Origin of the sequence: Bacillus sp. 7884-1 (assembly GCF_002272245.1) — a bacterium.
Classification (GTDB): domain Bacteria; phylum Bacillota; class Bacilli; order Bacillales; family Cytobacillaceae; genus Neobacillus.
This window is the reverse complement of the sequence record NZ_NPDD01000077.1, coordinates 35,698-56,553: the sequence shown is the minus strand read 5'-3', so window position 1 is coordinate 56,553 and position 20,856 is coordinate 35,698. Positions and strand designations below refer to the sequence as shown.

The following is a 20,856-nucleotide window of genomic DNA, read 5'->3' as shown; positions in this document are numbered from 1 at the left end:
AGCTTCGACAGGTTTCTTTAAATGAGCTAAATCATATTTCTTAGGTATGTTCCTTCTGAAGTAGATGTATAAGACTAAAATACTTGCCACTAGAGAAAATAAATTTGGAACAAACATTCTTGAGGCAAACTCTGCAAATCCGATTCCAAAAAAGTCAGCCGAAACGATATTTACAAGATTACTTACTACTAGTGGTAATGAAGTTGTATCAGCTATAAAACCACTAGCAATAATGAAGGGGAATATCATTTTTTCTTCGAACTTTAAATTTCGTACCATCGCTAAGACGATTGGTGTAAGGATTAGTGCAGCACCATCATTAGCGAAAAATGCTGCCACTAGAGCACCAAGAATACTAACATAAACAAACATTTTTATTCCGTTGCCCTTAGCCGCTCTTGCCATGTGAAGTGCTGACCATTCAAAGAACCCAATTTCATCTAAAATTAAAGAAATAATGATAATGGCAATAAATGAAAAGGTAGCATTCCATACAATTTTGGTTACTTCGAGAACGTCCTGGAAGTCAACAACTCCCACGATTAGTGCAAGAATGGCACCCCCACAAGCGGACCAGCCAATGGATAAATTTCTTGGCTGCCATATAACTAAAATAAGCGTAATTAAAAAAATCAATGATGCAAATATCGTAGAAACCAATGATGAAACCTCCAATTATTCACATGAAATTCTTAAACCTTGCTCTTCCAATTCCTTTAATCTGAAATCTTGGTTTGGAAGGTGCAGGAATAAATCTTCAACCAATGGAAAATACTCACTATCTTTATTCAAAGAGTAGATTATCCATTGTCCTCTCCTTGTTTCCCTCACCAACCCAGCATCTTTTAACTTACGAACATGTTGACTAATGGCAGGCTGACTGGTTTTAAATATTTCTACAAATTCGCAGACGCAAGCATCATGATTATCCAGAAGTTTAATCATGGTTAAACGCGTTTTATCCCCTAATAATTTAAAAAGATTCGCAGCACGCTCTAATTCGACTTCGATTTTATTGAATTCTGACATTTAGACCCTCCTAGCTATATAGGTAAATAATAATATCCTTATAAATTGATAAAATAAGTGTTTGACTTAAATTTTACTAGTATGTACATTTTATGTAAATACCCTTACGATACCAACTTCACTTACCCATCGATATATAATCATTTGCTTATATGATAATTAACTTATAAATAAATTTCAACTATTACTTTCATGCTTTATTATCCCATTTAGTTAAATCCAATGAGTGAGCCATATGAAAAAAAATAAGACAGCATAAGCTGCCTTATTTGTTACATATACTTCCGGTGAACGCCTTTCCCGTCATAAGAGAATAACATCCTACGCTCTTCAATCATGGTGTCAATATGGACGGGTCTTCCCCATAGCTGATGGATATATGGCAAAACCTTTTCAAGGTATTTCACATCTAATTCCACGCCCTCATACCAATGCTTTAGATAGAGTTCACCGTTCTTCAAATAGTCGCCGTCATTGACGGTAATGTACGGGAACCCTCCATTTACACGCATATTCACCAACTGATCGCGAACATGCTCCCATTCCTTATCGACGATTTTATAGTCCCTTCCCTGCTTCTGGAAGAGATACATATCTTCCCTCATGACAAGATCCTTGTTTAAATAATTCCGCAAAAAGGATATATCTGATTCCACTTCACGAACCTCAAACATCTTTTCCCTGCCAGAGCCTGGAATAACTCCTCTTCTCATCATGTCTTCTGTTGGGTTATTATAACGTTCTTCAATGTCCTCAAATATCTTAATTCCTAGGTAATAGGGATTTATACCGGTCTTTGACGGCTGTACAACCCCCGCATTTAATTTTGCAAATTCAATTGCTTCCCCACTCGTTAAATCCATCTCACGGATGATTCGCTGGTGCCAATATGAAGCCCAGCCTTCATTCATGATTTTCGTTTCTAGCTGCGGCCAGAAATAAAGCATTTCCTCACGCATCATTGTTAAAATATCTCGCTGCCAATCCGTCAGTTCCCTGCTATAGCTTTCAATAAATAATAATAGGTCCTTTTCCGGTTTTGGCGGAAATTGTTTTTTCCTTGGCTGACTTGGCTGCTTATTAGCACTATCATCTAACTTCCATAAATCATCATAAGGGGTCGCTGCGATCTGCGGCGATTCTTCATCCCCTTCATCCTCTAGAGACCATGCCAGCTTTGGTCTCATTAATGAAGGATCAATATGTTCATCAATGGCCAGTACGGCATCCAGGAAGGTCTCCACTTCCTTTTTCCCAAATTGTATTTCATAGCGCCTGATTCTTTCAGCTGTGGCGGCCATGCTTTCAACCATATCCCGTTTGGTATTTTGGAAGCGGACATTATTCTTAAAGAAATCACAATGAGCCAATACGTGTGCAACAATTAATTTATTTTGGATAAGTGAATTGGAATCTAATAAGAAGGCATAACAAGGATTTGAATTGATAACAAGTTCGTAAATTTTACTTAATCCTAAATCATAATGAAGCTTCATCTTATGAAATTGCTTCCCAAAGCTCCAGTGTGAAAATCTGGTAGGCATTCCATAGGCACCAAACGTGTAAATGATTTCTGCTGGGCAAATTTCATATCGCATAGGATAAAAATCCAAGCCAAAGCCCCGAGCAATTTCAGTGATCTCACTAATCGCGTATTCTAGAGCTTTGCGATCGTCCCCATTCATCGCCATTCCCCCTTTTCCTCTTACCACAATGTATGAAGAAAAACCGGGAATGATGAAACAAGATGTAAAAAACAGCAAGTCTCCTGGTTATTTCCGCTTTTTCAAGCTCTTTGCCTCTTTAGCAAGGGTAAGTCCTACATATTTATTTCTTTCCCATTCTGCTTTAAAGACCGATAAAGGCGGGGAAGTTTCTCCAACAAGAGGACTAACCTCAATCGTCATTGCCGGGCGGTGATAGTTAGTGATAAACCAATCCGTAAAACCACCTCCCGTTGCATGTTTAGGTGGTTTTGCTAATGGATAACCGGTCAAAGTTGAAATTCTTTTTGCAATCCGTTTGTCACGTTTTAATTGCTTGCCATTTTTATAATTCCAAAAAATCTCTCTGCCAGCCGAGTGATAAGCAACAGCAATTTCAGGATGAATGTCGCGAATGAATTTTGTTACAGCCTTTACTTCTTTTGCTGCCAAAGGCCTCTTTCCCTTATAAAATTGGAAAAAGGGAAATGGAGGTCCATCGGTGAGCTCCTTCCACCCTGCTGGATACTGTCTATTTAAATCAATCCCGATTCCATTCGCTTTCCAGCGCTCAAAGTTCTCTACACCATCATTCATGGACACTAGTTGTTTCATGTGTTTTTCAGGGAACAGATTGAGTTTATTTTGTTGGATGGTCACACCGTCTGGATTGAGCATTGGAATAAACCAGATGGAAACATCATTTAATATATCTGTTGAAATGGACCCGAACTCTCTTTTACTTTGGTACAAATCAGCATACACTTCAAGTTTCTTCATTAAAAGCATACTTGTTATCCATTCACGTCCATGATGGGCTCCAATTAAAACGATATTCTTCTTTCCTTTTCCAAGCCTAATCGCATAAATGTCTCTTCCAAAATGAGTTTCCCCTATTTTTTTTACTTTTACTGCCGGGTATTGATGATTGAGCTTTTCTAGGTCATCCTTCATTTTCTCATATGTATACGGACGATTTGTTTCAACAACTTTTGCCAGTGAGACATTTTCATGCTGGAATAATAAAACCATCAATATACATAATAGCTTCTTCATACTGGCTCCTTTTCGTTACCATTTCGCTGCATGTTATACAGGTAAAAGTTGCAAATAGCGTTAGAACGGATTGTCCAACATTTTCTGTGAAAGTTATCGCCGAAATATCATAAAATAACTTCAACTCCTAGTAAGGAGGAGACAAACCAAATGAATAAAATGGATTATGATCGAGCTTTGTATTATACACATCGCTCTGAATGGGATAATTTGCTGATACTCATGGTACGAACAAAAGACCAATTTTTATCAAAGAGGATAGAGCAATTCCTGCATGCTTATCACTTTGAACGTGACTATTCAGTAATTGAAAAAAGTTTATATTCTTTACTTCGTTATATCGACCATGCTAACGAAACCATTGAACCTGATAATGAGTTACCGATGTATAGTCTTTCCTGAAAAAACAAGTGGATACAATTTTTATTGAGAAATATTTTAACAACCGGACCAAAGAATTCCACCAAAACCAAAAAACGGCTTCCTCAAGGAGGAGCCGTTTTCTTATGTTAGGCGATAGGATATTGTTGAACAAGTGGGTGAAGGACAATTTCATCAATAAGCATATACTTAGGAGCTGAAGCCATATATACCACAGCGTTTGCTATATCCTCAACCTTAAGCCAATCCTGTTTTTCTGGTAAACCTGGTGTAGATTCAGCAAAATAGGTATCCACCATTCCTGGGTTAATAGTACCTACTCTGATTCCATATTCACGTACCTCTTGTGCTACCGAACCAGAAAAACCTTGTACAGCGTATTTTGAAGCTGTATAAGCTGAACCGTTAGCTATCGTATATCTGGCTACGTCAGAAGCAATGGTAATAATCGTTCCTGATTTTCGCTTCTTCATATGTGGAAGGACAGCTTTTGTTGCCAGAAACACACCTTGCACGTTAACTTCAAACACCTTTTTCCATTCTTCGAGGGTTACTTCCTCTGTTAATTTAAAGAATCCCACACCTGCATTATTAACCAACATATCTATATGTCCATATTCCTCAATTGTTTTCGAAACTACTTGCTGTAGGTCTTCTTCTTTCGAAACGTCGGCTCGAATAGGCAATACATGTGGAAACCCTTTTTTCTTCAGGTCATCAGCTGTTTCTGAAATTTGTGCTGAACTCCCGATTATTGCTAATTTCACTCCTTGCTCTGCAAGTTTAACAGCAATTTCCTTGCCAATTCCTCTGGACGCTCCAGTAACAATTGCGATTTGGTTTTTTAACATGCTTTTGTTCCTTTCATGTTGAGGTACTAAGATGCTTGATGAAAAATCAGTTTCCTGTTACCCTTTTGACTTTTTCGTCCACCAGATTCATAAAATTCTTTTCGATCTCGAGTAATTTACTTCTACTTTCTTCTAATCCATTGCTATTCACACCAAAATAGAATTTCACTTTTGGTTCTGTACCAGAAGGTCTCAAGCAAACCCAGGAACCGTCTGTGAAGGTATATTTTAATACATTGGATTTTGGTAAATCGATTTTCTCTTCCCCATTAGAGGTTTGCTTAAGGCCTGTTAGGTAATCTTCCGACATTGCTATTGTTAAGTCACCAAGTTGCTTTATTGGCTCAGAACGGAAGGAAGCTAAAATTTGCTGAATCTGTTCTGCACCTTCTTTTCCTTTTAACGTTAAAGATCTTAATCCTTCTTGATAGTAGCCATACTTTTCAAATACCTGCAGTAAACCTTCATAGAGTGACATGCCTTGTTTTTTATAGTAAGCACATACTTCTACAGACAAAATAGCTGCTTGGACAGCATCCTTATCCCGAGCAAAATCTCCGATTAAATATCCATAGCTTTCTTCATAGCCAAATAAGAAAGTAAATTCTCCCGTTTCTTCATATTCCTTTATTTTTTCAGCAATAAATTTAAAACCAGTTAGCACATCAAAGGTTGGTAATTGGTATTCTTGGGCAATCTTCCTGCCAATTTCTGAAGTCACAATTGTTTTTAACACCACTCCATTTGAAGGAAGGGTCCCTTTGCTTTGCTTTTGTGAGAGAATGTAATCTAATAATAGGGCGCCTGTTTGATTCCCTGTTAAAACAACATATTCTCCTTCATGGTTTCGGACAGCAATTCCTAAGCGGTCTGCATCTGGATCGGTTGCAATTAATAGATCTGCACCCACTTTTTTACCATCCCTGATGGCAAGTTCAAATGCTGCATGTTCCTCAGGATTTGGACTCTTCACTGTTGAAAATTCAGGATCAGGCAGTTCTTGTTCCGCAACGACCGTTACGTCAGTATAGCCCAGCGCCATCAAGGCCTGACGAACTGGTTTATTAGCCGTACCATGCAGTGGTGTAAATACAATTTTGACATCTGTTTCTTTTGAAATAGAGGGATTCTCAGAAATAGTTTTCAGCATTTCGATATAGGCTTGGTCAATCTCATCACCAATGGTGTTAATTAATCCAAGTGATCTAAGGTTTTCCTCCGTATCTACTTCGATCAACAATTCATTTTCTATTTCGTCAACTTTCGTTATTACCTCGTCAGCTGCAGCAGGCGGCAACTGTCCGCCGTCAGAACCATATACTTTATATCCATTGTACTCTGGCGGATTATGGCTTGCTGTAACGACAATTCCAGAAAATGCGTTTAGATATCTTAAAGCAAATGATAGTTCGGGAGTTGGTCTTAATTCATTAAATACATAGGTTTTTATCCCTTTAGTGGCAAGAGTCCTTGCAGCCTCCATACAAAATTCAGGAGATTTATGTCGTGAATCGTAGGCAATCACCACTCCGCGTTGTTTTGCTTCACTACCTTGGTCATCTATGTATGCAGCTAATCCAGCAGAAGCTTTACGAACTGTATATAGATTCATCCGATTGGTTCCTACACCAATTTCGCCTCTCATCCCGCCGGTCCCAAATTCTAAATTTTTATAAAAAACTTCTTCAAGTTGTTTTTCATCTTTCTTGATTTCCTCAAGCTGCTGCCTTAGTTCCTCATTTAAATTTGAAAACTCCATCCACCTATTTGCATTTTCTTTCCAATCCATTATTATATCCTCCCTTTTTTACCTATTTCATATTGTTGGATTTTCCCAATAAACTTACACCTTCTATTTATTTTATATTTTATCTCTGTAAGTTCAAGGATTATAAAAAAAAATGTCTGCAATTTGCAGACATTTTCCCTAGAACTTATACAAGTAGTTCATTTGCGGCTTTGATATAAACACTAAACACACTGTTTTTCATATTTTTTGCTTCTACGAATTGTTCATACTCAAACGGAAAGAAAAGACCAAATTCTTGCAGGTTCGAAACATTTTTATTAAATAGAACTGCATATTGCTCATCAAGAGTAGGAGACTCAAGTATGGAAATCACGGTTTGCATACTTGCCATTACTTGAAAAGCGTCCTTTAATGTATTAAAGTCATCTGGAGTATGCAATACTTTTAATTGTTCAAACTCACTAATTTCCCTATCCGTAAAATAGAGTGGAAAAACAGTTGAATAGATGTACCTCACAAGTCCACAAATTTCTTCTTCCTGACCTGGTGTCGAGGCAAAAACAATTTTCACTTGTAACCCACCTTTGCGATAACTATAATCTATCGTAATATATATACATAAGGATAGCATAAAAAAGAATGAATTTCGGTGGTAATTATAACCACGCCATTACTTTAGAGAAATCTCATGATATAAGGAGTTCAAATGCTAAAAACGACACGAAAAGGGAATTGGATGGAAATTAATACACCCAAAAGCTGGGAAGGAAAAACCATAGAAGAAATTTTTCGAAAAGAATGGGAGGTCTCAAAGAAACTTACTCATTTATTCCGAATGGAACAAAAAGTATTTGTTAATGGATATAAAGCTTCGTGGACATCTCCTCTTAAATTAGGAGATAAGGTGCTAATTAAGTTATTTGAAGATGAGGAAAGAATAGACATTCCTGCTTTTTTCTATGATATACAGGTTCTATTTGAGGACGACCATGTAATCGTTTTTAATAAACCAGCTTTTATGAACACACATCCTAACGACGAAACCGATAAAAGTACACTTTTACAAGCAGCACAATTTTATCTGCATTCAAAAGGTGAAAAAGTTGAGATTCGGCATGTCCATCGTTTAGACAAGGATACCACAGGCACTATCCTCTTTGCTAAACACGCATTAGCAGGAGCGATTTTGGACAGAATGCTCGAAAAACATGAATTGAAGAGAACTTACCTTGCTATTGTTCAAGGACCTTTGAAAAAGAAAAAAGGGATTATAAATGAGCCAATTGGACGTGACCGTCATCATGCAACAAGAAGAAGAGTTTCTCCAACTGGTCAAGAGGCTATTACGCATTATCAACTAATTAAAGAGGAAAACAGTATTACTTATGTAAAATGTTGGCTAGAAACAGGGAGAACCCATCAAATACGTGTGCATTTCAGCCACATTGGTCACCCATTACTAGGCGATATTTTATATGGAGGAAAGCCGCAATTCAATCGACAGGCACTACACGCGGCAAAATTAGAATTCACACACCCTATTACTGGAGAAGAAATCATTTGTTATGCCCCATTTATAGATAACCCACCTATCTTCGAGAGTGTAGACATTAATAAGCTATAATTCAAATTAAGAGGCCGCCCATCTGGGCGGCCTCTCTTTCAATTATCTGTCAGTTTTTCTAAATGCCCTCATTATAAGTGATAACAGGAAGACAAGTGCAACCGATCCGATAATGGCAGGGATAATCGCAAAATCGGCAACATTTGGTCCCCAATCTCCTAATAATAAAGTACCGAGCCAAGCGCCAATAAACCCTGCAATTATATTACCAATAATACCACCTGGAACATCTCTACCAACAATAAGACCAGCTAACCAGCCAATCACTCCACCGACGATTAATGCCCAAATGAAACTCATTAGAACACTCCTTTTTTAATCATTCTTTTAAAGAATCACATTTACTTAACAAGCAGTATCAATTCTTGTAACACTGTCTTGTACCATTAAAGTACCCATTTTATTACTTTACATACCAATGAAATTTACTCCGTTTAATTAATACATAATAATAGTTCTTCAGGAAACATTAAAAAAAATGAATAAAGCTAATACCATAAGTTTATTTTCAGAATTTTCTTTTGTTAAGTTTTTGTAAATTAGGTCAATTTTTTATGTTTTTTTAGTGTATTTTCTGTAAAATGTTGTCCGTTAGTGTAAAAACTTTTTACATAATTTTTAGGGGGATAAAAAAATGGCAAAAAAAGTTGATAAATTTTCTGCTCTATTAAGTAATATTTCTTCAAACTTAAAGGAAGGTGCAAATTACTTTGCTGATTATAAATTAAAAAATATAAGTGATTTGAAAATTTTCTCAGAGAAGATGAAAGAGATTGAAACGAAGGGTGATACCTTTGTTCATGAAGTCATTAAGCAGCTAAATGATGCATTTATCACGCCTATTGAACGTGAAGATATTCTCCATTTATCAAACAGTATGGATGACGTACTGGACGGCCTAGAAGCAACAGCTGCATTATTTGAAATGTATTCAATTACACAGGCAGATGATTTTATGCTTCAATTTGTGGCTGCCTTAAAAGCAAGTGTTCACGAAATTGATCAAGCGATGGGATTGCTAGCGAATAAGAAACTTCCTCAAATGCGAGAACATGCTATCAAAATAAAAGATTATGAATCAAAATGCGATAATATCCTTCGTCAGTCCATTAAGCATTTATTTACAGTCGAAAAGGATCCAATAAAAATTATTCAATACAAAGAAATATACGAAAATCTCGAGGATATTGCTGACAGCTGTCAATCTGTTGCAAATACACTTGAAACCATTATTATGAAAAATGCATAAGGAGCAAACAAATGGAAATTTTAATTATTTTAGTTGTCATTGGTGCCCTTGCATTTGACTTTATTAATGGGTTCCATGATACGGCGAACTCAATTGCAACCTCTGTTTCTACAAAGGCTTTAAGACCACGGCATGCCATTCTGTTAGCCGCAATCATGAATTTTGTAGGGGCGATGACGTTTACGGGTGTAGCTAAATCCATTTCCAAGGATATTGTCGACCCTTTTACACTTGAAAATGGATCTGTGGTTATTCTGGCAGCACTATTATCAGCCATTTTTTGGAACTTATTAACATGGTATTATGGAATTCCGAGTAGTTCATCACATGCAATTATTGGGTCCATTGCAGGTGCCGCACTTGCATCAGCTGGTTTCGGTGCCCTTAACTACGGTGGATTCATGAAAATCATCCAAGCTCTCATTCTTTCACCAATATTAGCTTTTGTGGTCGGATATATTGTTTACAGTATTTTTAAAGTGGTTTTTAAGAATGCAAATTTAGCGAAGACGAATCGAAATTTTCGTTATATGCAAATAGCCACTGCAGCCCTACAGTCATATTCACATGGAACGAATGACGCCCAAAAAGCAATGGGGATTATCACTATGGCATTAATTGCGAATGGTTACCTTGGCAGTAATGCAGAAGTTCCGTTTTGGGTACAATTCTCCTGTGCGCTGGCAATGGGATTAGGTACATCTGTCGGAGGATGGAAAATTATTAAAACCGTTGGCGGCAAAATCATGAAAATCAGACCCATTAATGGTGTAGCAGCCGATTTGACTGGTGCAGCTGTTATCTTTGGTGCTACTTTCATGCATGTACCTGTTAGTACGACACACGTCATTTCTTCTGGTATATTAGGGGTTGGTGCTTCACACCGACTTAAAGGAGTAAAATGGGATACAGCACAACGTATGCTGATAACATGGGTAATAACCCTTCCTATCTCTGCAGGAATCGCTGCAATCTGTTATTTCATTTTAAATCTTTTCTTTTAAAAAAGTACGATTAAAGAGGATGGTTTTTCCATCCTCTTTTTTATTTGCAACACTTCTAAATCTAAATCATTTTCATACTTTTTATGTAGGGACAAGTTTGGAGTGATTTTTATTGAAACAAAAAATTATTGCAATGCTGATAGGCAGTTTATTATTAAGCCTTGGTGTTAATGGGTTTCTCGTACCCTACCATCTGCTTGATGGCGGCGTGATTGGTTTAGGGTTAATCATTCACTATTTTTATGGTTGGCCAACTGGCCTTAGTATGATTGTTTTAAGTCTCCCTCTCTATATCTTGGCATGGTTCTTTGAAAGACGTTATTTCTACTACAGCCTGCATGGACTTATTATTTCTTCTTTTTGTATTGACTTACTTTCCTTTATGAATGGGAAAATTCAGCTTGGCATTTTTCCAAGCACAATACTTGGGGGAATTCTGGTCGGAGTTGGGATTGGTCTAATGCTCCGCTATGAAACAAGTACGGGTGGAACAGATTTACTAGCCCAAATTCTCACCAAATTTACTTCTGTTAATATAGGGATTATCATTTTCTTCATTGATGGTCTCGTCATTACTAGCGGTATTCAAGTAGTGGGTTTAGAAAAATTCTTCTATTCTTTATTAACCATTATTTTTGTTGGATTGATGACCTCAATAACAGTCATTAGAAAACCAGAAGCAAATTGAAAGAACCTACAAATTGCAGGTTCTTTTTCATGTAAACGTATTAACCTAGTGATTTCACCTTTTTTGTACAGCTTTCCATTGCTGAAAGGACTGATCCGCGAAACTGTTTTTTCTCCAGTGTAGATACTGCTTCGATCGTTGCCCCCCCAGGAGTACAAACATTATCCTTAAGTACTCCGGGGTGACTGCCTGTTTCTAGTACCATCTTAGCAGCACCAAGAACTGCCTGTGCAGCCAAACGATAGGCTTTATCTCTTGGAATTCCCTGAAGAACACCTCCATCTGCCAGCGCTTCAATAAACATATACACATATGCAGGTGATGATCCGCTTATTGCCGGTATGGCATCCATTAATTTTTCATCCATTCTTTCGGTTTTACTAAAAGTATGAAAAAGCCTCTCTACCTCCAGGATTTCATTTTCGCTAATGCTATCATTAGGACAAATAGCACTCATACCTTCCCCTACTAACGAAGGGGTATTGGGCATTGTCCGAACAGTCTTGATTTTAAAACCAAAATCCCTTTCAATATCGGCTAATGTAACACCTGCAGCAATCGTTATTATGATCACATCTTGGCTAATCACACTCTTTATTTCTTCAATGATTTTTGTATGTAAGTCAGGTTTTATAGCAAGAAAAAGGATATCTGAAAACCTGGCAACTTCCTTATTATCATTGGTGACTGCTATTCGATAGGTTGTTTGAATTTTATTAATTGTTGTATCTGAAATAGCACTAGCGATAATGTTTTCTTTTGCTACTTGATTTGTTTTGAGGATCCCTTCAATCATTGCTTGAGCCATTTTTCCTGCACCAATGAATCCAATCTTCTTATTCACTTACTCACCCTCGCCTCTCCATAAGTCTGTTGAATAATTTTATACGATTTTTTCAAACGTTCGTAATAGGTTGGCTGTTCCCATTCATCCCATGTATATAATAGTCCTGGTATCGTCTGCTGAATTTCCCCTTTATATGTTGTCGCTAATGCTACTCGGATTCCTTCAATCCTTTCACTTTTAGTTAATCCAGATTTCCATATGTCACCCATCACCTCTTTTAAGCTAGGGTCTTTAACGTTGATGAGCTGCCATGGTATCCTCATTTCAATTATTTTTTTATCCCTACTCATACTAACATCTGTTAAGGAATTAAACTCCTTATGCTCAGGGTTAGCATTACCAAACTTAAGGACACCTGTTTCATACCCTTCAAAAGGAACACGAGTATTGGTTGAGGGGATAATCAATTCTTTATTAAGAGCTAACCGAATGGGATGGAAAACTCCATTATTTTTTTGATTAACATAAGATTCTCTACTTATCATCTTTAGCAAATGAGCATATTGGTAGTAGTAAGTATCATAATAACTATCTACCATAATCCTTGAATGATCTTGTCCTGATAAATCGATTAAAAAGTCAACCCCAAGATCTGATAGTAATACAGCATCTTTTGATAATTGAATATTATTTTGACCTTGGTCCCCGATAGAATCAAGGAGTAAATAGATTGATTGGGTAGCAAAGTCTACAGGCTGTCCTAATGAAAGTAGGAAGTATAAATATCCACTATTAGAGGAGATCCTAACTTCCTTTATTGCCTCATTTTTTTCTTCAGTCTGATAAATGGTTTTACTATTCTTTTCTTTCCAATCCTCGCTTTCACCATCTATCAATATGGCTGTGTCTTTATTTCCCGGTTCAAATGAAAGCAATCCAAAGTGCTGCTCGTTTGTCTGCTGGTTATTCCAAAATGGTCGCCGATCTGGATTATCGAAGTCCATAGTATTCCATGTTCGTTTAAACCACTCATCCTGCCAAGTGAAAATTAATCCTCCGGCATAGCCTTCTGAAACAATCGACTGAAATAATCGTTTGTCAATTAGGCCCTGTTCTTCCTCAGAATGAAATCCTTGATTCATTCCGTAGACATTTTTATGAGTTAACCCCCTAGAGGATGGAACGCCAAATTCAGCCACTAGCACTGGCATTTTATGAGCAGTTACTAATTCATTTAAATACCCAGCATAATTATTCCTTTTGCCTTCATGATCGACATATTCTAGATATTTCCTCTCATAATTAAGAAAATCAGGAAAGTATGGGTAAATATGATAGGAAGCGAATAAGCCTGCATTAAAGCTATCACCAGCCATAATATGATTTGGGTTAACAGATACCAAATCCTCTTTTTCTGATGGCTCTGAGGGGTGTTTCAATAAGTCTGTTTTTACCCAATTAGTAAAACTCGTGGAATGCTGCCATTTATATTGGGTTGTTTCATAGTCAGCAGCATATTCCATTAATTTTGCCAGCCAAAATTCAAAGGCACTAGCGCCTTTTGTTCTAAAATATTTCCCTTCAAACTCTCCAATATCTTTATGCTTAAGATTAGTCTCGGATACTAAATAAGGGTCCCACTCTGTGCCCACTATAATCCCCAGCACATATTTTGATAAATCGTATTTGTAAACCCCTGAGGCGTGCCCTGGACGTTCAGGTATATCAGCTTTTCCATGAATAATATCAATCATATTTTTTATTTCAGTCTTTGCATCCTCCTCATTTTCAGGTGCGAATGCATCTGGATTGTGAAGGAGCTTTTCCTCATTAACCCAGGAACCATGAAAAAGAAATAATGGTTTTTCGGCAATCTGATTGTACTCGTAGAAAGCTTCATAAAACTGTGGTGGATGGAGCGTATAGATTCTAATCGCGTTGGCGTTCATTTCACCAATTTCCTTAAACCAACGGGAATATTCCTCTTTACTAATAGCTGTTTCTCCAGGAAAATACCCTGGCTTTGCGATTCCCATATTGACCCCTTTTATTAAGAAGTCGTTCCACTTACCATTCTTTTGAACTTGTATATATGTATTACCTGTGGTGCTATTTGTATTAATTCCATTCCTTTTGACAACTTCCACTTGTTCTTGTTTTACTGTTTGCTTAAGATCACTAGCTAATAAAACTTTCATCATAGGAACATAAACTTCCCAATAGAAGGAACCTTGTGTTCCAAAATGTTTTTTCCAAACATCCAGCCCTTTTGTTTGATAAATGGCAGGTACTTCTGCTTCATCTGCATAATCTCCTGCAAAATAATAAGAATTGTATTTTGCATTTTGATGATGGATAATTGCCGGAAAATTAGTTGGTATCCCTAGCCCTTTTAACTCTTCTTTCTTACTATCTGTAATAGGAAGATTATATTCCGCTAAGATCTCATCATTGCTTCTAGCAACATTGATATCGAACCAATACTGATACTTCCCTTGGAGTTCTCGTTTAAAATAGCTCTCGCCTTTTTTAGTTAGATTAAATAGAGCGCCATTCTTCTTAACATTTTCTTGGTCCACTACAACAATTTCATTATTTTTATTAACAAAAACAAAACCTTTTCCTTTAAAATTCCACTTTTTATTATTTACTTCGTATTGCTCTCTCACCCATATAGGAACTTCGCTATTGTTGAGGTCAGGAAAATACCTGCCAATCCAACCTGTCCACTCAAGATTTAATAGGTTCGCTAGTTTATCCCGGACGATATCTGGAGTTGGACTTGCAAATGTATTAAATTCTGCAATTAATGTCTTCCCTTTTTCCCCGAGTAATGCTTGTTCTATTCGATCTATATCCGATGATTCTAAGCCTCCATAAATGATGGAAGATTTCTCACCTGTTTCGTTTTCCCCTACGAAATCTTCTTCGTACACTCCATACTGATCGGTTAAATAATAGACATCATATGTTCTTAAATCATTAGGTAATGATGTGATGGAATATTTTTGTCCATTTTTTGGAACAAATCCTTTATAATCCTTATTTATTTCATAAGGCTTTTTATTTTCCTTTACATATTTAGCATTATTTAATATCCAAACGAGTCCTTTGTGTTCCCTATAGGTCTGATCTGGAACTGTTTTATCAAAGATTAGTACATTTAATTCTTTAGAGGGTAGTAATGTCCAAATCCAAAATGGGCTTAATAAGACAATGATAAATAGTATGGCGTACACAATTAGTGTCCTTTGTTTTTTCATTTTGAAACACCTTTTCTTTTCATTTCTCCCCAACTCGTATCCCCTATTAGCATCTGCCATATCCCCTCACATCTCCAAAAGACAGTCATGGGCCGATACCAGATCGTTTCCGTTAATGAGAATAAAAAGAGCTTTACAATATCTGATACTTTGGGGTATTTTGTTAAACTCCACTCTTCTAATAAAACGGCTGTCATTGAAAAAAGTGAGCCATATAGACAGGATAGTAGAAATAATAATATGGCAAATTCAATATAAACCCCGCCTAAAAAAAGGCAAAGAATCATAAACAAGTAACCTAAAAGCTCAATTATTGGTCCCAAAAACTCAACAATCCAAAAATATGGAAATGATATCATTCCAATGGAACCGTATTTGGGGTTAAAGGTTAATCCACGATGTGTCCATAAGCTTTCAAAGAGGCCTCTATGCCAGCGCCGCCTTTGCCTTCTTAAGATCGTCATATCTTCGGGTACTTCCGTCCAACAAACCGGGTCAGGAACATATACAATCTTTTTATTTACCCTCCTTTCTTTCAATAGACGATGAATTCTCACAACTAACTCCATGTCTTCTCCAACCGTATCTGTCTTATATCCTCCCGCCTCTAGCGTCCAATGTTTAGAAAAAACGCCAAATGCACCGGAAATAATCAAAAGAAGATTATGTCTGCTTAAACCGATTCTTCCCATCAAAAAGGCACGTAGATATTCAATAATCTGCATGACGACGATAGGATTATCAGAAAGACCAATTTTCAAAATATGTCCGTTCTTTATTTCACAGCCATTCGCAATTCGCACACTGCCGCCAGAAGCTATCACCTCTTCATTGGAATCAATAATCGGTTTCATAACCTTTAAAAATGCATCTGGCTCTAATACCGAGTCACCATCTAGAGAGCAAAAGTAGGGATAATGTGAAAAATTAAGACCTACATTCAAAGCATCCGCTTTCCCGCCATTCTCTTTATCAATTAAGAACAGGTTTGAAAGTAAGGAAGATTGGTAAATAGTCTTAATCGGCTTTGTATGAACTTGTTTACGTACCACTCTACTTATCTCTTTCATATTATAATGATCAATCATCTTTTTTAAGGTATTATCTGTGGACCCGTCATTGACCACGATGATTTCATAAGTTGGATAGTTCACGCTCAATAGAGAACGTACACTTTGTATGATTCCTGCCTCCTCGTTATAAGCAGGAACAATAATCGAGACAGGTCTAGTATTAAATTCATCCATGTAATCCTCAAAAGCCTGTATTCTGTCTAATTGGTATTCCTTTCGAAGTTGATATGTTGAAATAATTAATATAACCGAATAGAAAATAATAACAATGACCATATATAACGCTATAAACCAACCAAAAAATGAAACAATATCCACCCATTGAACATTTAACATCTTCTATACTCCTTTATGCAGCCAATCCCAAGCCATATCTCTTGCATATGCATCCTTGGATGTTTCTAAGACCTTTTGCAAAATTGCCTTCCCATTAGGGAACTGACGAATCGATTGCCCTGCCTGTGAACGGACCCACCAAGTCTGATCATGCAGCAGCTCAATTAATCTTGGAATACCCTTCTCTTCCTTAATCGAACCTATGAGTTTTGCCGCCACCATCCTCTCCTGCCATTTAGAAGAGTGCAACATTTCTAAGCATGGCTCTATATCTTTTACATAGCCTATTTCAGCTAGAGCCTTTAAGGCACGAAGCTTCAATTCACCTTGATAGGTTGAAAAGACATTTTCGGTAAATACACAATATTCTTTTGCTCTTTTCACTGAAATAACATCTAGAATGGCATATTTAAATGGAGTGGGGCTTTTATGAAAAGTTAATACAAACTGATCAAATAATCCGTGTTCTAACCGGGTTAAAATACTTCGATAGTCATACCTAGATAAATAATGATATTGATTTGGAAGTAAGTCTTTTAAACCGCTAAATTGAAAGGATGCAAGGATTCTCAGAATATGAATCGTTTCTTGATGGGTAATATTCTTTTTACTAGATAACAGAACAACATCGTCTATTAGCTTTACCATATGAAAATCCTCAATATGGTAAAGAGCATTCATACGCTGACTCCATCTTTTGCTTTTAAGACGTTTCCGATAGTAATCCTCTAGCCAAAGAGTGGCCAATTCTGATAATCTCTTTTTTTCCTCTTCACCCTCTAAAATTTTCACATACTTACTAAGGAGTTCTTCGATAGCTTTTTGTTTTAAAACTTTTTTTTCAAAACTTATTCCCCTGACTAAGTCGCCTTCAGCAATTATCGAAAGAACTTTTGGATATATTTTATTTTTATAGTTTTCAATCTTTCTTCTTTTTTTTATATCGTAAAATTTCCGAGTCAACAAATAAAGCAATAAAAGAAATAGTAAAGACAAAAGAGATAAAGTAATTATAGAAAGGAATATAACCTCTTGATTTATCATTTACTTCATCCTTTGAATAATTTGTAGAACTCTTGCCTGGAGTTCCTTAATACTAAACGGTTTCGTAACATAATCATCAGCTCCTAGTTTAAGTGCCTTTTCAATTTCAGATTGACTTTTTCTGCCTGAAAGCATTAATACATAAACATTACTTCTTGTACTTTTTACTTTTTGCAGAATCTCAATACCGTCCATATTTGGCATAACACCATCCAGAATCAAGAGGTGTTCCCCGGCTTCTTCCAGGTTGTTTGATTCAAAAAATTGAACACCATCGTCATATGCTTTAATATAAATCTCGAAGTGGTCTATATTCATCAAATTGAGAATCTTTACCAGCAGTGATTGAACCATTTCATCATTATCAATGATAGATATAAACAATTTATTATTACTACTCATGGTTTCCTCTTTCTTTTGCATTTTCAAAATCATCCACTGACTTTAATTATTTTTTAATTATGCCCTTTTTATTAAATTGCATGAAAAAAAGGCAGGATTAGAATCAATCCTGCCTCAACTTTTTATTTTAAATCATTTGGAGAAAATGCACCAGGAAGAAGTTCCTTAACTAGGAATCTTTGAACATCACCCTTTATGTTCGTAAGGATAACTTCCATCTCAGGGTCACAAAGTTCTGAAATTACCTGCCTGCAGGCACCACAAGGTGGAACTGGCCGATCAGTATCCGCCACCACAACTAGTGTATCAAACTGAGTGACACCTTCAGAGTATGCCGAAAATAAAGCCGTTCTTTCCGCACAGTTTGTCATTCCATATGATGCATTTTCGATATTACATCCATGAAATACTTTCCCATCTTTTGCTTTAAGAGCAGCTCCAACCTTAAATTTTGAATACGGCACATAGGCAAACTCTCGTGCCTTGACTGCTTCTTCCAAAAGTTTTTTTTCATCCATTGTGTTTTCACTCTCCATAGTCCACTTTTACCCTTGGAAAAATTTAACCATCCAATTAGCAATAACTCCGCCAAAATAAACACCGAAAACGCCAACTACTGCAGAAAACACTGGAGGAGCAGGTAATGGAAGCTTCATAAATTTAAATATGATCCCTACAATTAAACCAGCAACTAATGCTAATACTGTTTCTTTCATTTGTATCCCTCAAATCTAAATATTAATAATTGCTTTGAGAAATTTCACCTTTACTGATTGACACTCCAGAACTTGCACCGATTCGAGTAGCTCCTGCTTCAATCATTGCAAGTGCATCCTCACGGCTGCGAACGCCTCCAGAAGCTTTTACACCTATATCAGGTCCAACTGTTTCACGCATTAGACGAATATCTTCAACAGTTGCTCCGCCGGTTGAAAATCCAGTAGAGGTTTTTACAAAATCGGCTCCAGCCTTAACTGAGAGTTCACATGCTCTTACTTTTTCTTCTTTCGTTAATAGACATGTCTCGATAATTACCTTTGTAAGTGCTTTACCTTTCGCTGCTTCAACCACTGCTTTGATATCTTTTTCTACTAATTCATCTTGTTTATCTTTGAGTGCACCGATATTGATCACCATATCGATTTCATTTGCACCATTTTCTATCGCATTTCTGGTTTCAAAAGCTTTTGTTTCTGATGTAGATGCTCCTAAAGGAAATCCAATTACCGTACATACTTTTACTTCTGGTGTATCTTTAAGCATATTTGCTGATATTTTTACCCAAGTTGGATTGACACATACGGAAGCGAAGGAATATTTCTTAGCCTCTTCTACTAACTTCACGATTTCTTCCTTAGTAGCATCGGCCTTTAATAATGTATGATCAATCATTTTAGTCACATTTATAGTCATAAGATATTTCCTCCTGTATTTGAAGAATTACAATTAATTGTTACTTTTCACAAGCTAACTATAACAAAACCTATGAACATTTGTAAATATTATTTTGAACAAATGTAAAATTTATTTTTTATCAAGAAGGAACTTTGCCGAGAATTGGTCTGTTATTAACACATTGGCATAATTCCCCTTTAATGCACCGTAGATGCCCTCAATTTTATTCGGTCCACCGGCGACAAGTATCGAATATTCTTTGTCCCGTAAATCCTCTAATTTCACTCCCAGTGTTCTTTCGTTCAGACTTTCATTACACACTTCCCCCTCTTTATCAAAGAAACGTGAACAAATGTCCCCAACCGCTTTTTCATTTAAGGCCTTTTGATCACTTTCTGTAAAATATCCCATTTGAAACAATAGAGAGTCCTTTTTAATCGAACCCATCGTGAACACTGCGATATTGGCCTTTTTGCCAAGCTCTAGGATTTTATGAATATGCCGGTCAGCCTCCATCGCCTGCTTTACGACAACATGGTCCACAATCGCCGGCAAAGGAAGATTATGTGGTGTAGTATTATATGCTTTTCCAAAAAGGTACAGAATTTCAGACGCATATGTATTCGTTTCAGCATGGCTGACTCCGCCTTTTAACTGAACAACCTTAACGTCTTTGACAAATTTCTGTTTTAGCTCAACGGCAATATGGTATAACGTAGTTCCCCAAGTTACTCCAATAATGTCATGATCCTTTACAATTTCATGTAGATATTGGGCCGCTCTTTCACCAAGGTAATTTTTAATAATATGATTTTCAAATTGCGGAATAGACGCAACGATTACTTTTTTCAAGTTGAACTTTTTTTCTAACTGATGAGCTAAATTTTCAACATCCTCGGTTGGGTCCATAATAGTGATTTGGACTATTCCCTCGCTTTTGGCCTGCTGTAATAAACGGGAGACTGTTGGGCGTGAAATACCCAGTATCTTCGCGATTTCGTTTTGATTATAGTCCAATAAGTAATATAGTTTTGCTGCTTCTATTACTTTACTTAGTTTCTCTCGGTCCACTGTACGTCACCTTCTATCCTGATTTTTTTATATTATAGCAAGAAGTTAGGTGATTCCCCTAATATTTTTACATTTGTAAAAATCCCGATGAACATTATTTAACATCCCTCCTGTTGCATTTTCATTCTTAAAAGAGGGAATGATTCCTAT

22 protein-coding genes are annotated in these 20,856 nt (G+C 36.7%); 5 read left to right on the top strand and 17 right to left on the bottom strand.

The annotated features are described in order from the left end of the window. The 4 genes from CHI06_RS10280 to CHI06_RS10265 form a co-directional block, all read right to left on the bottom strand. The coding region (locus CHI06_RS10280; RefSeq protein WP_257009234.1) for an ArsB/NhaD family transporter at positions 1 to 660 on the bottom strand (660 nt) is incomplete at its 3' end. Between the two features lie 15 nt (positions 661 to 675). Beyond that, on the bottom strand, positions 676 to 1,029 hold the full coding sequence (locus tag CHI06_RS10275) for an ArsR/SmtB family transcription factor (RefSeq protein ID WP_095248455.1): 354 nt from the start codon (positions 1,027 to 1,029) through the stop codon (positions 676 to 678). 272 nt (positions 1,030 to 1,301) lie between these two features. Further along, the gene (locus CHI06_RS10270; protein WP_095248454.1) at positions 1,302 to 2,714 is read right to left on the bottom strand and encodes a SpoVR family protein; all 1,413 of its coding nucleotides are present in this window, start codon (positions 2,712 to 2,714) and stop codon (positions 1,302 to 1,304) included. An 87-nt stretch (positions 2,715 to 2,801) separates the two neighbouring features. Next, complete coding sequence (locus CHI06_RS10265) at positions 2,802 to 3,788, bottom strand: M14 family zinc carboxypeptidase (protein WP_095248453.1); 987 nt, start codon at positions 3,786 to 3,788, stop codon at positions 2,802 to 2,804. A gap of 150 nt (positions 3,789 to 3,938) precedes the next feature. Between CHI06_RS10265 and CHI06_RS10260 the strand changes: the two genes are divergently transcribed. Next, positions 3,939 to 4,190: a YhdB family protein gene (locus tag CHI06_RS10260; protein WP_095248452.1), complete on the top strand. Its 252-nt coding sequence runs from the start codon at positions 3,939 to 3,941 to the stop codon at positions 4,188 to 4,190. A 107-nt stretch (positions 4,191 to 4,297) separates the two neighbouring features. Here the strand turns inward: CHI06_RS10260 and CHI06_RS10255 are convergent, their stop codons facing one another. From CHI06_RS10255 to CHI06_RS10245, 3 genes are all read right to left on the bottom strand, one after another. Then, entirely contained in the window at positions 4,298 to 5,020 is a 723-nt protein-coding gene (locus CHI06_RS10255) for an SDR family oxidoreductase (RefSeq protein ID WP_095248451.1), read from the bottom strand. A gap of 46 nt (positions 5,021 to 5,066) precedes the next feature. Further along, on the bottom strand, positions 5,067 to 6,809 hold the full coding sequence (locus CHI06_RS10250) for a phospho-sugar mutase (protein ID WP_095248450.1): 1,743 nt from the start codon (positions 6,807 to 6,809) through the stop codon (positions 5,067 to 5,069). Between the two features lie 145 nt (positions 6,810 to 6,954). Further along, on the bottom strand, positions 6,955 to 7,341 hold the full coding sequence (locus tag CHI06_RS10245) for a YhcU family protein (RefSeq protein ID WP_095248449.1): 387 nt from the start codon (positions 7,339 to 7,341) through the stop codon (positions 6,955 to 6,957). 135 nt (positions 7,342 to 7,476) lie between these two features. Between CHI06_RS10245 and CHI06_RS10240 the strand changes: the two genes are divergently transcribed. Continuing rightward, complete coding sequence (locus tag CHI06_RS10240) at positions 7,477 to 8,394, top strand: RluA family pseudouridine synthase (RefSeq protein WP_095248448.1); 918 nt, start codon at positions 7,477 to 7,479, stop codon at positions 8,392 to 8,394. A 42-nt stretch (positions 8,395 to 8,436) separates the two neighbouring features. Here CHI06_RS10240 and CHI06_RS10235 read toward each other — a convergent pair whose 3' ends face one another. Next, entirely contained in the window at positions 8,437 to 8,694 is a 258-nt protein-coding gene (locus CHI06_RS10235) for a GlsB/YeaQ/YmgE family stress response membrane protein (RefSeq protein ID WP_095248447.1), read from the bottom strand. A 334-nt stretch (positions 8,695 to 9,028) separates the two neighbouring features. Between CHI06_RS10235 and CHI06_RS10230 the strand changes: the two genes are divergently transcribed. The 3 genes from CHI06_RS10230 to CHI06_RS10220 all read left to right on the top strand — a co-directional run bounded on the left by CHI06_RS10230 (position 9,029) and on the right by CHI06_RS10220 (position 11,335). Further along, complete coding sequence (locus tag CHI06_RS10230) at positions 9,029 to 9,643, top strand: DUF47 domain-containing protein (RefSeq protein WP_095248446.1); 615 nt, start codon at positions 9,029 to 9,031, stop codon at positions 9,641 to 9,643. An 11-nt stretch (positions 9,644 to 9,654) separates the two neighbouring features. Next, positions 9,655 to 10,647, top strand: coding sequence for an inorganic phosphate transporter (locus CHI06_RS10225; protein ID WP_095248445.1), 993 nt, complete (start codon positions 9,655 to 9,657; stop codon positions 10,645 to 10,647). Positions 10,648 to 10,780: 133 nt separating this feature from the next. After that, positions 10,781 to 11,335, top strand: coding sequence for a YitT family protein (locus CHI06_RS10220; protein WP_179292592.1), 555 nt, complete (start codon positions 10,781 to 10,783; stop codon positions 11,333 to 11,335). Positions 11,336 to 11,375: 40 nt separating this feature from the next. Here the strand turns inward: CHI06_RS10220 and proC are convergent, their stop codons facing one another. The 9 genes from proC to CHI06_RS10175 form a co-directional block, all read right to left on the bottom strand. Further along, the gene (proC, locus tag CHI06_RS10215; RefSeq protein WP_095248443.1) at positions 11,376 to 12,179 is read right to left on the bottom strand and encodes a pyrroline-5-carboxylate reductase; all 804 of its coding nucleotides are present in this window, start codon (positions 12,177 to 12,179) and stop codon (positions 11,376 to 11,378) included. After that, on the bottom strand, positions 12,176 to 15,385 hold the full coding sequence (locus CHI06_RS10210; protein ID WP_095248442.1) for a hypothetical protein: 3,210 nt from the start codon (positions 15,383 to 15,385) through the stop codon (positions 12,176 to 12,178). The genes proC and CHI06_RS10210 overlap by 4 nt, the downstream gene beginning before the upstream one ends. Beyond that, positions 15,382 to 16,794, bottom strand: a complete 1,413-nt coding sequence (locus CHI06_RS10205) for a glycosyltransferase family 2 protein (RefSeq protein ID WP_095248441.1) — start codon at positions 16,792 to 16,794, stop codon at positions 15,382 to 15,384. Before CHI06_RS10205 ends, CHI06_RS10210 begins: the two co-directional genes overlap by 4 nt. Positions 16,795 to 16,797: 3 nt before the next feature. After that, positions 16,798 to 17,838, bottom strand: coding sequence for a HEAT repeat domain-containing protein (locus CHI06_RS10200; RefSeq protein WP_095248440.1), 1,041 nt, complete (start codon positions 17,836 to 17,838; stop codon positions 16,798 to 16,800). Then, entirely contained in the window at positions 17,839 to 18,261 is a 423-nt protein-coding gene (locus CHI06_RS10195; RefSeq protein ID WP_165979201.1) for a response regulator transcription factor, read from the bottom strand. Positions 18,262 to 18,362: 101 nt separating this feature from the next. Then, positions 18,363 to 18,758 carry a cytidine deaminase gene (locus CHI06_RS10190; RefSeq protein ID WP_095248438.1) on the bottom strand — a complete coding sequence of 132 codons (396 nt, stop codon included), beginning with the start codon at positions 18,756 to 18,758 and terminating at the stop codon, positions 18,363 to 18,365. 27 nt (positions 18,759 to 18,785) lie between these two features. Continuing rightward, complete coding sequence (locus tag CHI06_RS10185) at positions 18,786 to 18,956, bottom strand: XapX domain-containing protein (protein WP_095248437.1); 171 nt, start codon at positions 18,954 to 18,956, stop codon at positions 18,786 to 18,788. A gap of 22 nt (positions 18,957 to 18,978) precedes the next feature. Further along, positions 18,979 to 19,653, bottom strand: coding sequence for a deoxyribose-phosphate aldolase (deoC, locus tag CHI06_RS10180; RefSeq protein ID WP_095248436.1), 675 nt, complete (start codon positions 19,651 to 19,653; stop codon positions 18,979 to 18,981). A 111-nt stretch (positions 19,654 to 19,764) separates the two neighbouring features. Then, positions 19,765 to 20,706 carry a sugar-binding transcriptional regulator gene (locus tag CHI06_RS10175; protein ID WP_095248435.1) on the bottom strand — a complete coding sequence of 314 codons (942 nt, stop codon included), beginning with the start codon at positions 20,704 to 20,706 and terminating at the stop codon, positions 19,765 to 19,767. Positions 20,707 to 20,856 lie beyond the last annotated feature (150 nt).